The sequence below is a fragment of the Shewanella sp. SM32 genome (assembly GCF_025654235.1).
In the GTDB taxonomy this organism is placed as follows: Bacteria; Pseudomonadota; Gammaproteobacteria; order Enterobacterales; family Shewanellaceae; genus Shewanella; species Shewanella oncorhynchi.
On sequence record NZ_JAKKRO010000003.1, the window covers coordinates 142,565 to 155,193 of the forward strand.

Genomic DNA, 12,629 nt, shown 5'->3' on the forward strand with positions numbered 1-12,629 from the left:
ATGAGCTTACATTGAGGCTTTTCAATAACAGCGCAACTCAGGCTATAATCTCGCTATTCGCGATGACACTCTCGTGATAATACTTTATCAAGCCTAAGGATCCGCCAACCGATGACAACTGCTTCTACTAGCCCCTTTGCCGTGTTAAACCAAACCACAGCGACCTCGTTTAATGAACAGAAAAATCTCATTAAACGGGTATTTAAAGGTAAGCCAGTGCAATGTCCTAGCTGTAAACAGACACTTAAAGTGATATTGCCAGAGCAGGCAAAAGCCGAACAAGCCGCAGGAATTTACTGTGCTAAAGGCTGCACAGATATTGAACTCGATATGGAAGCCGTCGCGGGACTCTAATAATTCCAGAGCCAACCCACACTGGCATTAGCTTCACATCGACGGCCAAGCGACGATTACAACAGTCCCCTGTGATTAGCCGTTATAAAATAAATATCTCTCTAATTATCAATGAGATTATTTAAACTGATCACGGTAATTGCTTAAGCTGCCCACGAAAATAGTGTCGATAATAGCCCACCAAATTACTGCCAATAAAGAGTAGCTCCATTAACACTGCCACAGGCGATCCCACTAAGGCATTGTGAACGAGCCAAAAACTGGTTCCGACTATCATAAGCAGTCTGAGATCTTTATCCCTTTGACAGAATGCGGCGCGGGTTTGAAACAAGGTGCCTATACAACTGATCACAGTCGTTACCCCATTAAAGGTCACAATGCTCATCACAAGTGCAGCAATAGAGAAACACCATAGGGCTACTTTTGAGGTGGTAAAAATACTGGTGAGATAACGCACTGTGGCTATGCCCATTAAGCCTGCGGCAGTCCATTGCTCCAGCAAACAAAAATGAATTGAAATCAAGATGCCAGACACAAAAAGGCAGGCGACTATCCGCTCCCGCGCTTTAAATTGAAACGAAATCAGATCGAAGATAATGGCTATCGCCACCAAAATTTGAGACAAAGTAAACGCAGTCAACTTAATAAGCTCCTTCGCTTTAAGCAATAATGCGCACTCTGATTGAAAGCCTTATAGACTTGAGAGCGCAACTTAAGGCGCAGCATCATGGGAATCGCGCTTTAGCGCATTAACTTAAGTTAACTGGGAGCAAAAACCGTTAAAGAGAGTCTTGAAGTCGTCGGCGCATACGCGACAAACTGATTGCCGTAATGCCAATATAATTAGCTAGCTGACCTTGGCTTAACCGCTCAAGCCAAAGTGGTGAATGTTCGCGTAAATACAGATAACGTTGCTCAGGTGTGTGCAGCAGTAAAAAGGCTTCCTTTTGTTCTTTATACAATAATTGCTGTTTAAGTAACCCAAGTTGCACTGACTGCAGCGAAGTATCATCCAACACGGACAAGGGCATTTGGATAAGTTTACAGGCGCTTAAAGCCTCTAATTGGTAACGAGCGGGAATTTGCTTAAGCCAACTGACATACAAAAAACACAGTTCACCCTCGAAATAAAACTCCTTACAGCGCTCTGTGCCCTCCTGAGTATAATGGCAAGCGCGCACGATACCATCCACAACAAAATATGCCTGTGACTGCTCATCTCCTTGGCCAAGAAGCACCTCTCCCGCCGGCACGTTCAACGCTTTAAACTGTGGTAAGTAACGTTCAACAGCAGCTTGACTCGCCCCTAACGCAATCAAATATTGTTGCAGTGGCTGGCAAGTTGACACTTGCAATACAGCAGTCTTTTTTACGTCATCAGGTTCAATCATGCGAGCAACTCAGCGATTTATCACTAAACACTTAACCACTGCCATTCGAGTAAGGGTGCAGCAGTCGCTTGCAGGCCACGGCTCAGCGTGACGTTAAATACACTTTTAGCGGGAATGCTTCCCACGCCCTTAGGCGTGCCTGTCATTACAATATCGCCCTCATCGAGACTGATAAATGCCTGTAGCTCGGACAATATGGTCTGAGGTTTGTAAATCATTAAATCGATATGCCCCTCTTGGACTAGCTTGTCATTGATACTCAAGGTGAAATGCAGCTGTGCCTCTGCATCATCAATCGCCACAAACGGACTGAATAACGCTGCACCATCAAAGGCTTTTGCTCGCTCCCAAGGCAATCCCTTAGCTTTTAACTTAGTTTGCAAATCACGTTTTGTGAGATCTAAACCGACGGCGACGCTACTGAAACGGCCATTTTGAAACATAAAACACAGCTCGGTTTCATAATGCAAGGTTTCCCCTTGATGCTCAGAATGAAGCACAGTCGAAATGGCCGAGTTGGGCTTTAAAAATACCACCATATCCTCGGGGATTTCGTTACCTAATTCATGGATATGCTCAACATAGTTACGCCCAATGCAGAGAATTTTTGTCGGTACGATAAGGTTTTCACCTAACATGACTGATTTCATCTTTAATCCTTTTCAAGATAGGGTTGAGATTATTTTAAATAATAAAACCAATTAGTTAACCTAAATTAAATCTAAACGTTCAATTGAACTAATCACTGTACTTATGACGAACTCTGCTACACTTAAATCAATATTTCAACGAAAACAGCGATCTAACCATTAATAAACCCATTTTACAGGGACAGTCATAGAAGAGGTTTTCGCACTATGTTAACGCTTACCATAAAACAAAAAATCATCTTTAGCTTTAGTGCAATTGGCGCGCTACTCATCGCTGGTAGTAGCTTTTTCTACTATTCACTCTCCCAAGTACAAACCGCCTATCAAAATATTGAAACCTTAGCTGTACCCGTGCAAAAGCAGAGTAATAGCTTACAACTAGTGCTATTAAAAATGTCACGCCTTGCCACCCTAGCCCATAGTCAGCAAGACACTGCCGCCTTAACCAAAAGTCAGCAAGCATTTACCGCGCTGCAGAAGAAATATCAAAGTATCGAAAATGAGTTAATTGAGCGAGTTGCAGATCAACCTAAGATGCAAACATCCCTGAACGAAGCGCAGGCAAGATACCAAGCCTATTTGCAGCAAAGCCAAGCCATGTTTAGCGCTAAACTCGCCAATGAACAAGCAAAACGGCAGTACCTGCAACTCTTTGAGCGCTTTAACCATGCCAAGACCAACGCCAGTAATGCGATGATTGATCTCGAAACTCTTTCCATCCCCGATAATCCCACTTTACTCGAAGAAATTGTCGGCACAGGTACTCGCATTGACGACATGCTCTATACGCTAGCCAACACTATGGGGGAACTGATCCACACTCAAAGTTTGGATGTTATTCAATCGCACCAACAGGATGTCGGTATTTTACTGGGAAATCTCACCACTAACTTTACCTTTTTAAAACAACAAACTGATGGGCTTGATACCTTAGGATTACTGCAAATATTCGAGCAAGAATATGCGATTATCAATACCTTACTCGCAGCGCCTGCCGAACTTTATAAAGTGCAGGAAGCCGTAGTTGAGGCACAACGACAAGCAGAGCAACATTACCTCGATGCCGATAAAGAGTTTAATGCGAATAATCTCGCCTTAGATAAGTTAATCAACTTAGCCGACCGCCGATTTACCAGCCTGCAAACCATCGCCAGTAATGATATTCAACAGGGTCAAACCTTAGCGATTGTACTAGCACTGGTATTTATCATCATGGTGAGTTTTATCTCCTTCTTCACCTCCAAGGCCATGCTCAATCCCTTGGCCTTAGTGAACGGCGCACTCGCCAGTATCGCCCGAGGGGATTTATCTAAACGCATTCGTAAACGCCATAACGATGAATTTGGTGCCCTAATCGATAACATGAATACCTTGAGTGACGATCTTGCCAAGCTGTTAACCAATATCAGCCAAAATGCCCATTCATTGGACAGCTCTGCCACGCCAACCAATGAGCAAGGCCAGCGCATCGCCAATGCCGCAACGGCGCAAATCAGTCGAGTCGATGAAACTAAAGCCTTGGCAGAACAGATGTTTACTAGCTCAAATCTAGTGACAGAACAGGCCAGTGAGTCGGCGAGACAAATCAGTCAAGCCTCGAAATACGGTAATCAAGTGAAGCAAATTGCCGATGATAATCGCAATAAAATTGCCGAACTGAGCGCCCGTTTAAGTAGCTCAGTTGAAGTCATGTCTCGCTTGAGCATTCAAAGCGATAATATTGGCAGCATTTTAACCACCATCAGCAGCATTGCCGAACAAACCAATTTGCTGGCACTGAACGCCGCCATTGAAGCCGCCAGAGCGGGGGAACATGGTCGTGGTTTTGCCGTAGTGGCCGATGAAGTGCGATCACTTGCCTCACGCACCCAAGCCGCTACCGCCGAAATTCAAACCATGATCACGGCCCTGCAAAAAGAAACGTCCACGGCAGCCGATGCAATTACTACGGGGCAAAATCAAGCAAATGAGTGTGTCGGACAAAGCCAAACCCTGCAGGATGCTATCGCTCACATAGAAAGCACCTTACATACCCTCAATAAAATGAGTCTAGAGATCACCCACGCCGCCCACGAGCAGTTAGATTACAGCCAGCGGATTGAGTCGAGCATGAGTGAGGCGGCACAATCTGCAGACCAAAATGCCAATGAAGCTATGGACATGGCCAAACGCAGCAACGAAGTCACTCTGCTTGCCCATTCACTCACCAGCTCAGTGGAGCGGTTTAAACTGTAGAGGTGATGGGACCTAGAATCTAGGCATATTCCATCAGGAATTCATCGAGCTGTTCGTTGGCAATTTCAATCTCGTCACCTTCGAACTGGGCGATATGAAACATGCCCTCACCTTCGTTAGTCACAGGGATATTACTTATTCCTATGATAATACCGTCGGTTGGCGCGCGAATGGCCACACTGTCACCGCCGTGGGGGCTGACGATATGGGCAATGATATAACCCTTAGTCACCCGCTGGCCAAGTTTAAGCTTCATATTCACTAAACCATCGGATTCACTGCGCACCCAATAACTGCGAATAGCACTGACACTCGCGCCTTTGTTACTCACTCGCCCTTTAAGCATATCTAAACTGCGCATCACATTGAGCACACCTTTGAGGCCAGATTTTATCGACAACTCGCTAAAACGTAACGCCTCTCCAGCCTCATATAAAATGCAAGGAATGCCCTGTTGATTAGCATAACCTCGCATAGAAACACTGCGCGCTTTAGAATGCATAATAAGCGGTGCACCAAAGGCATTCGCCATGGCGAGCATAGTCTCATCATTAGTATCACAGCGAATTTGCGGCAAATTATCCCTATGGACGGCCCCAGTATGTAAATCAATCACATGGGTTGCATGAACTAATAACTGAGTGGCAAACAGATTAGCTAAACGGCTTGCGAGGGCCCCTTTGCTAGAACCAGGAAAGCAACGATTTAAATCACGACGATCGGGTAAATAACGGGATTGCTGAATAAAACCAAACACATTCACTATTGGCACCACAATTAACGTGCCCGTCAGATTCTTGGGATTTACTCTGGCTAATAAACGCCGACAAATTTCGATACCATTGAGTTCATCCCCATGAATGGCGGCACAAACCAGTAAAGTCGGGCCAGGTTTGGCTCCGTGAAACACTTCCACATGAATATCGAGTTGCGTATCGGTATACAACTTAGCGGCTGGCAGCTTGATCCCTAATTGCGTTCCGGCTGTGACTCGTTTTCCCGCTAATTCAAATGCTTCACGTCTTTTTACCATGGCAACTCCCTTGTTCTATCAAATGTTATCCCGCGCGGTTGGCTCATGTTTACCGCATTTTTGCCAAAATGATCCGCTATTACATATCAGCCTACTTTAAAGACTAAAGTGGGATTTTAAACGAATTATTGCGGCTCAAATTGGTTCAGCCAAGATTTTAAAATCTGCAGTAACACAGGCCTATCTTCAGCACTCACGCCCGCGAACAACGCACTTTGACATTGAATATGCTGAGGTAATGCCTTATCAATGCGCGACTTACCCTCAGCAGTTAACGAGACATGGACAGCGCGGCGATCTTCCTTACTGTGCTCCCGCTCAATCAGCCCCTTATTTTCGAGTCTGTCTAAACGACTGGTCATAGCGCCAGAACTTAGCATCATGCTCTGATAAAGTTGCGAAGGCGAGAGTGTGAACGGCTCTCCCGAGCGCCTTAACGTCGCGAGCACATCGAACTCCCCCTGACCTAAGCCAAATTCGGCGTGGCATTGCAGCAGTACCACTTCGATATATTTCGTTAAACGAGCGATTCGCCCGAGCACAGCCATAGGGATCAAATCCTCAGTCACCCCTTGCTGTTGCCACTGTTCAACAATTCTATCGAGGCCATCTTCTTTAGTATTCGAATCCACTTTCTTTTTATCCGTAGAACTCGCGTTAGTATCCGCAGGACTGGCATTAGTTAGCGTCATTTTAGCTGTCATAGGTTTATCTCAATATAAAGATTCTTTACATCATCCTTTACATCTTAGTCATTTTCTCGCAGAATTAAAATATCTTTATATCAAGATACATCCGAAAGAGATTCTTTTTGAATTGTAGTGATGTGGTTTCAACCTACTGTTGTTGAAAGGAAATCATCATGAGTATGCTAAATGCTGCTACAAATCACTTTTTCAGCAAATCAAACTCAGCTTATTTTTGGAGACAGTCCATGCGATCCCCCCTGACAGAGAAAGTGAATTTATTGCTGCTCGGACTCGCGTTCATCCTTATTGGTCTAAATCTACGGCCCATTCTCGCCTCCGTTGGGCCTTTACTGCCCAGCATACAAAAGGATATCAGTTTAAGTTTTACCTTAGCGTCTATGCTGACATTGCTGCCCGTGCTCGCCATGGGACTGGGTTGTTTTGCAGGCTTTAGTGTCGCCAAACGCTTAGGATTCAATACCGTAATGACAGGATCATTGCTACTGCTTATCGCCGCTACTGCAATGCGCTTCTGGGCGATAGATGCCAATTGGCTTATCTGCTCGGCATTACTGGCAGGGGTCGCAATCGCCCTCATTCAAACCATAATGCCCGCCATGATTAAGCTTAATTTCGGTGAACGGGTGCCCTTAATGATGGGACTTTACGTCACCGCCATTATGGGCGGCGCCGCATTAGCGGCGAGCAGTGCGCCTTTTATCGGGATGAACTTAGGTTGGCGCGCGGGTCTAGGTCATTGGACTTGGCTAGGCATATTCGCACTCGTGCTGTGGCTCCTGATTAAACATAAAGCTGCACTACCGAGCCAAGCAAAAGAGCAAGCTTTGCAGCTTAACTTTTGGCGTTTTCGTCGCAGTTGGCTATTGGCGATATTTTTTGCATTAGGTACAAGTTGTTATGTCTGCGTACTTGCATGGTTAGCCCCCTACGCGGTCGAGTTAGGTTATAGCCAAACACAATCGGGATTAGTGTTAGGTTTCTTAACCAGTATGGAAGTGATCGCGGGCTTAGTGTTTCCTTGGCTTGCCAGCAAGTCAACGGACAGACGCGCTATTATTGCCCTACTGTGCTTACTGCAACTCATCGGCTTTATGGGACTCGCACTCGCCCCTCAAGTGTCGCTATTTTTATGGGCGGGACTGGCGGGATTAGGCATAGGCGGGATTTTTCCACTCGGATTAATTGTGACTATGGATCATCAACAAAATCCGATGTTAGCGGGTAAATTAACCGCCTTTGTACAAGGTGTGGGTTATACCATTGCCGCCATTTCGCCTTGGATTGCTGGATTGATCCGCGATAATTTCAATAGCTTTAACAGTGCATGGTTGTTGCTCGGGGGCTTAAGTCTGATGGCGTGGATATTATCTTGGCAATTTAATCCGCAGGGTTATGCACGCCAATATCAAGTCACCCGCTGCGTATCTTAACTCTCTCATTCAAAATAAAAAAACCGCCATGTCGATTAACGAGCATGGCGGTTTTTTATAGTGTGCGGCTCGATAAATCGAGCCCACACTAGGTTCAACTTAAGACTTTTTAACGAAGCACGTCAGAATCACAATACGAGTGCCGTTAACACGGCCTTCGATATGCTCTGGGTTGTTGGTCAAAGCAATATTACGCACAGCTGTGCCGCGCTTAGCCACAAAGCTAGTGCCTTTCACGTTTAAGTCTTTGATGATAACGACAGTATCGCCAGCGTTGAGCACGGCACCATTACTGTCTAACGTTGGCGTCGCATCGTCACCTGCTGCGGCCACTTCGGCATCACCCCACGCTTTTACATCGTCTTCAAGATAAAGCATATCCAGTAAATCTTGCGCCCAGCTTTCGCCATTTAAGCGCTTAAGCATACGATATGACATCACTTGAACTGCCGGTACAGGACTCCACATGCTGTCATTCAGACAACGCCAGTGGTTCATGTCCATGGTATCCGGTGCCGCAATTTGGCCACTGCAGGTTTCACAAATCATGATCTCATTGTCACGGCCATCGGAGGCTGGCAGATCATAAATAGAGAGTTCAAGCTCGCTGCCACACAGTTCACACTTGCCGCCACAGCGACTTAGCAATTCATTTTCAGTCATTTTTCTGTTCTATATGCCTAGTAAAACGCGGATTATGCCATAAACTGGCATTTTTCGGCAGGGGGCTGAGGCAATATAACCCTATTTTTTATGAGCTATATATGCCTAGTCCACACAGCCTTAGTGATTAGTCTTTAAAATTCATAGGCTAAACTCAAACGAACATCACGCCCAGCTGCGGGGATCCCATCGGAGAGAAACGGCACCACTTGCAGATCCGTAAGATTTTTTACCATCAAACGCACACTTAATCCCTTTAAGATGGCTTGAGGTTCATAGGCGAGATACACATTCTGTAGGAAGTAATTTTCGCTTGGCGACTCGGCATTAAAGATATCACCGTGGGGAACATTGGTTTGCGCATCATACCAAGCGCCCTGCCAAGCGATAGAAATGTCATCTGTGATATACATGCCTAAACGCAGACGAATATCGAGCGGGGCTATGTTAGCTAAATATTCATCGTCATCTTGGCTATCTCTGAGTGACCCATTGTGCTGTCCTTGCAGCCATGAAACCGCAAGATCACTGAACACATCTTGATAGCGATATTGGGCTTCAAAATCGGCACCGTAAATATGGTAACCATCAAGATTTGTATAACCACTTTGAATTAACTGGGTTTTATCAGACTTAGCTCCGCGGCGCTGGGCAATATCATCACGACCTAAATTGGCAAACAGGGTGATTTGCGTCGACAAAGCATCCTCATTGGCAAGTACATGCTGATGCTGCGTCATTAGGCCTAATTTGAAGGCATGTAAGCGTTCGACATCAATGTCGCGACTCGTGCCGGTAATGCTGGCTTTAGCGTATTGCACGGCATAAATCTCATCCACCACAGGGGCTTGCAAGCTATAAGCGTAATCAAAGTTTAACCGAGCGTGATTTGTCAGTTGATAATCTATGCCTAATCTGGGTGAGAACCCCGAATGATGGGTTGAGCTATAGTCATGGCCCGCAGCAATATCATTGTAATCTGGTGCAATATTTGGTCGACCTATGCTGTAGATAAAGTCATATCGCAGCGAGGGAGTCACAGTTAAGTCATTAGTAAGATGAATTGCATCGCGAATATAGGCAGCATAGGTATCTTGACGGCCTTCAGGTTGGTAGTAAGGTGTGTACCAGCCAAAGTTTTTCTCGGGATTTGTTTCATAACTTTTGTTAAACACGAGCGAAGTGCGGTCGAGACTACGGTACTGTAATCCTGTGGTGATCTCATGGTCACCAATCAAGCTCAAGTTGTTAATATCAATGTAGTCACGTTTATAGTCTAGCCAAGATTCGTGACCGAAGTTGCCTACGGAAACCGTCATTTTCTCCCACGCGATATCGGGTCTTACCCAGTGGCGTGCATTCGCCGAATGGGAAATCACCACTTGGGTATCGATCAGGGGATTACTCGGCGAATAGCGATAATTTGCCGACCAAGTGTTGTCTTCATAGGTGTTGTAGGCGGTTGTGGCATACAGAGCCTGCTCGTAGGAACCGTACTTTTTAATGTTGTAGTCCGAAATTGCAGGCATAGGGCCACGGCGGTTAGCCCAAGGTTTGCGGCCCTCATCAAGATAATGGGTCACGCTCAAGGCTAATTGGTGATCGCCCTGCGCGTAATCCATCTTACCTAGGTAGTTATTTTGCTCATAACCTGAATATTCAAACTCTTCACCATTGGCTAAAGTGACATCCCCCGCATCGCGACGCGTAAGATGCAGCAAGCCAGATAGATGTGAATTCACGCGGCCATAAACTGTCCCCGTATAACCCATAGCGTCATTATTGCTGGCGTAGCTGGTTTTGACTCGCGCGCCAAGGGATTGATCATATTTAAGAAAATCATCAGCCGATTTAGTGACCACATACATGGCACCACCAAAACCGCCATTGCCCGAGCGCACATCATGGGCGCCTTTGATCACTTCCACTCGTTTGATGAGGTCAGGATCGAGGAAAAATGAGCCGTAGCGATACTGCTCAAATCCCACCGGAGCATTATCCACATAAACGTTAAAATCTTCAGTCTCGCCAAAGCCCCAAATATTAATCCGCTCACCGCCGCTGCGGGTACCGCCATCGATATGCGCCCCCGCCATATCATCGATCACTTCGGCGAAAGTTGTCGCCTGCATCTCCTCGATTTGATCCATGGAAATAATCGCTTCACCGGGTTTAGCGACTGTGATAGCCCTGCGATATTGCTGCCCATGAACCTGCAGGATCTCAATCGGCTCAACCTTAGGCTCGCCCAATACCTCAGCGGCGTACAACGGCATTGAGGGCAATATACATAATCCCATAAGCGACAGATTTCTATTCGCTTTCCACTTATCACATTTAGGCAGGCAACCCATTCAACGTCATCCTATTAACAAACCAATCTAAAAATAGGGCGGCATTATAGGCACTAACGAACAAGATAAGAATAGTTCTCACTTAGCTTTACGTGTAAATAACCGACTTATTGAAAACAAGGTAGAAGCGGCACAATGCAAAAATTTAAGTGAAGATCTTGCCGAAGGATGGCAGTATTGGCACCCAACTTGACAGTCTTAACTATCGTGTTTTAACTATCGTGAGAAGAACGGGCAGGCGATACGGAAGGATATGTCAGCAACTCACCTTGCTCCTCAATCGGCATTAATACTGCTTGTGCTCGGTTTATCTGCATTAATAAGGTTCCCTGATAATGGCCACTCTAACAACTAAAATCCCCATCGCGACTGGTGCAACGTTCAGCGCGGCGAGCCTGCAATTTTTAAATCAACTGGCACAAAACAACTCCCGCGACTGGTTTAAAGCCCATCAGGCGGAATACGAAGAAACAGTGCGAACGCCTGCACTGCAGTTTATCGAGCAAATGCAGCCCAGTATCCTCGCCCTCTCGCCTAGGCTCACTGCCGTACCAAAAAAAGTCGGCGGCAGCTTGATGCGTCCCCAGCGAGACAGCCGTTTTAGCAAAGATAAAACGCCCTATAAAACCAATGTCGGCATTCAATTTCGGCATTTTCAAGGTAAAGACGTACATGCCCCGGGACTGTATCTACATATTGCCGAAGATGGCTGTTTTATTGCAGCAGGGATTTGGCACCCAGAATCAAAAGCCTTAAATGCCATTCGCACTTGTATTGATGAGAACCCTAACGGCTATAAAAAGGCGCTACAGACCTTACAAGGTCATGGATTTAATATGGATGGCGACAGCTTAACTAGACCACCAAAGGGATTTGATAAAAACCACCCTATGCTGGCAGAGCTAAAACGAAAAGATTTTATCGCAGTTAAAAATATCGCCTTTGAGGAACTCTGCCGCCCAGATACAGCCAGTTTTTGTGCCGAGCAGTTTGCATACAGCACTCAACTGATGGCCTATCTGTGTTTTGCGCTAGACTTGGACTTTTAGAAATAGACTTTTAAAAATAAACTTTTAAAAAATAGATTTCTAAAAAATCATGGCCTAGGCAAAAACCTAGGCCAATCAAACTATGTCATTTGCAGTTATGCCGTCTGATTAGCACTCAAACTACGTAAATAGTCTTGCAATACAACAAATGCATTGTCTAACAACTCATATTCGCCCGCCTTGCCTAACACTCTAATCCCTTGTAATTGCAGCACTAAAAAAGCAGCAACTTGATGTGGTTGCACATGGGCTAATAGCTCTCCACGCGCTTGGCAAACTTGTAACACTTGGGTGAATGAGGTCTGTAATCGACAAAATAATCGCTGACATTCCTGCAGCACACTTTCATCGTTAAGGCTCTTTTCGAGCACGGCATTTTGCATAAAACAGCCGTACTTTTGCTCCCGCTGCAAAGCAACAAAGCGCGCTAAATAAGCTTCTATTTCAGCCAAGCCCGCTTTTTCATGCAGCAAAGTATCTGAAGCGCCAAAAGAGTAATGATCAAGGTAAAAACGGAGGCACTCGCGGTAAAGATTCTGCTTGTCGCCGAAACTGTTATAGAGACTAAATCGATTAATGCCTAAATGGCCGACGAGATCGGAAATCGAGGTTTCGGCAAAGCCCTTTTGCCAAAAAAGCTCCATCGCCAATATGAGTTTTTCTTGCCGATCAAAATTACAACTCCGTGCCATAGCCTGCGACCTAATCTCTTGAATACGCGTTCACGATCAGCTTCACCATTCCTCTTTACTACAGAAAG

The 12,629-nt window shown here is 45.6% G+C and carries 12 protein-coding genes; 4 read left to right on the top strand and 8 right to left on the bottom strand.

The annotated features are described in order from the left end of the window. Window positions 1–111: 111 nt before the first annotated feature. Window positions 112–354, top strand: coding sequence for a hypothetical protein (locus L5M10_RS02235; protein ID WP_006080930.1), 243 nt, complete (start codon window positions 112–114; stop codon window positions 352–354). 130 nt (window positions 355–484) lie between these two features. On the opposite strand, the gene L5M10_RS02240 is transcribed toward L5M10_RS02235, so the two are convergent. The 3 genes from L5M10_RS02240 to L5M10_RS02250 all read right to left on the bottom strand — a co-directional run bounded on the left by L5M10_RS02240 (window position 485) and on the right by L5M10_RS02250 (window position 2,395). Next, window positions 485–994, bottom strand: a complete 510-nt coding sequence (locus tag L5M10_RS02240) for a YgjV family protein (protein WP_263254778.1) — start codon at window positions 992–994, stop codon at window positions 485–487. A gap of 139 nt (window positions 995–1,133) precedes the next feature. After that, window positions 1,134–1,745, bottom strand: a complete 612-nt coding sequence (locus L5M10_RS02245) for a Crp/Fnr family transcriptional regulator (protein ID WP_263199387.1) — start codon at window positions 1,743–1,745, stop codon at window positions 1,134–1,136. Window positions 1,746–1,768: 23 nt separating this feature from the next. Next, complete coding sequence (locus L5M10_RS02250; RefSeq protein ID WP_263180932.1) at window positions 1,769–2,395, bottom strand: fumarylacetoacetate hydrolase family protein; 627 nt, start codon at window positions 2,393–2,395, stop codon at window positions 1,769–1,771. Between the two features lie 207 nt (window positions 2,396–2,602). Between L5M10_RS02250 and L5M10_RS02255 the strand changes: the two genes are divergently transcribed. Next, window positions 2,603–4,630 carry a methyl-accepting chemotaxis protein gene (locus L5M10_RS02255; RefSeq protein WP_263254779.1) on the top strand — a complete coding sequence of 676 codons (2,028 nt, stop codon included), beginning with the start codon at window positions 2,603–2,605 and terminating at the stop codon, window positions 4,628–4,630. A gap of 19 nt (window positions 4,631–4,649) precedes the next feature. Here L5M10_RS02255 and L5M10_RS02260 read toward each other — a convergent pair whose 3' ends face one another. After that, the gene (locus tag L5M10_RS02260) at window positions 4,650–5,663 is read right to left on the bottom strand and encodes a succinylglutamate desuccinylase/aspartoacylase family protein (protein ID WP_028760658.1); all 1,014 of its coding nucleotides are present in this window, start codon (window positions 5,661–5,663) and stop codon (window positions 4,650–4,652) included. 125 nt (window positions 5,664–5,788) lie between these two features. Continuing rightward, window positions 5,789–6,367 (bottom strand): MarR family winged helix-turn-helix transcriptional regulator, encoded by a 579-nt coding sequence (locus L5M10_RS02265; protein ID WP_263206380.1) that lies wholly within the window; start codon window positions 6,365–6,367, stop codon window positions 5,789–5,791. Between the two features lie 230 nt (window positions 6,368–6,597). Here L5M10_RS02265 and L5M10_RS02270 point away from each other — a divergent pair, with 230 nt between their 5' ends. Beyond that, window positions 6,598–7,803 (top strand): MFS transporter, encoded by a 1,206-nt coding sequence (locus L5M10_RS02270; RefSeq protein WP_263206381.1) that lies wholly within the window; start codon window positions 6,598–6,600, stop codon window positions 7,801–7,803. Window positions 7,804–7,902: 99 nt separating this feature from the next. Here L5M10_RS02270 and L5M10_RS02275 read toward each other — a convergent pair whose 3' ends face one another. Both L5M10_RS02275 and L5M10_RS02280 read right to left on the bottom strand, forming a co-directional pair. Then, entirely contained in the window at window positions 7,903–8,466 is a 564-nt protein-coding gene (locus L5M10_RS02275; RefSeq protein WP_263206382.1) for a PhnA domain-containing protein, read from the bottom strand. Window positions 8,467–8,600: 134 nt separating this feature from the next. Beyond that, window positions 8,601–10,820: a TonB-dependent receptor gene (locus tag L5M10_RS02280; protein ID WP_263191336.1), complete on the bottom strand. Its 2,220-nt coding sequence runs from the start codon at window positions 10,818–10,820 to the stop codon at window positions 8,601–8,603. A gap of 335 nt (window positions 10,821–11,155) precedes the next feature. On the opposite strand from L5M10_RS02280, the gene L5M10_RS02285 reads away from it, so the two are divergent. Then, entirely contained in the window at window positions 11,156–11,869 is a 714-nt protein-coding gene (locus L5M10_RS02285) for a DUF2461 domain-containing protein (RefSeq protein ID WP_263191334.1), read from the top strand. 95 nt (window positions 11,870–11,964) lie between these two features. Here L5M10_RS02285 and L5M10_RS02290 read toward each other — a convergent pair whose 3' ends face one another. After that, complete coding sequence (locus L5M10_RS02290) at window positions 11,965–12,561, bottom strand: TetR/AcrR family transcriptional regulator (RefSeq protein ID WP_219234247.1); 597 nt, start codon at window positions 12,559–12,561, stop codon at window positions 11,965–11,967. Between the last annotated feature and the right edge of the window lie 68 nt (window positions 12,562–12,629).

Excerpts from the sequence above, each read along its gene's own strand:
- L5M10_RS02235 (WP_006080930.1), top strand. The coding sequence starts at position 112 with ATGACAACTGCTTCTACTAGCCCCTTTGCCGTGTTAAACCAAACCACA.
- L5M10_RS02245 (WP_263199387.1), bottom strand. The coding sequence starts at position 1,745 with ATGATTGAACCTGATGACGTAAAAAAGACTGCTGTATTGCAAGTGTCA.
- L5M10_RS02250 (WP_263180932.1), bottom strand. The coding sequence starts at position 2,395 with ATGAAATCAGTCATGTTAGGTGAAAACCTTATCGTACCGACAAAAATT.
- L5M10_RS02255 (WP_263254779.1), top strand. The coding sequence starts at position 2,603 with ATGTTAACGCTTACCATAAAACAAAAAATCATCTTTAGCTTTAGTGCA.
- L5M10_RS02260 (WP_028760658.1), bottom strand. The coding sequence starts at position 5,663 with ATGGTAAAAAGACGTGAAGCATTTGAATTAGCGGGAAAACGAGTCACA.
- L5M10_RS02265 (WP_263206380.1), bottom strand. The coding sequence starts at position 6,367 with ATGACAGCTAAAATGACGCTAACTAATGCCAGTCCTGCGGATACTAAC.
- L5M10_RS02270 (WP_263206381.1), top strand. The coding sequence starts at position 6,598 with ATGCGATCCCCCCTGACAGAGAAAGTGAATTTATTGCTGCTCGGACTC.
- L5M10_RS02275 (WP_263206382.1), bottom strand. The coding sequence starts at position 8,466 with ATGACTGAAAATGAATTGCTAAGTCGCTGTGGCGGCAAGTGTGAACTG.
- L5M10_RS02280 (WP_263191336.1), bottom strand. The coding sequence starts at position 10,820 with ATGGGTTGCCTGCCTAAATGTGATAAGTGGAAAGCGAATAGAAATCTG.
- L5M10_RS02285 (WP_263191334.1), top strand. The coding sequence starts at position 11,156 with ATGGCCACTCTAACAACTAAAATCCCCATCGCGACTGGTGCAACGTTC.
- L5M10_RS02290 (WP_219234247.1), bottom strand. The coding sequence starts at position 12,561 with ATGGCACGGAGTTGTAATTTTGATCGGCAAGAAAAACTCATATTGGCG.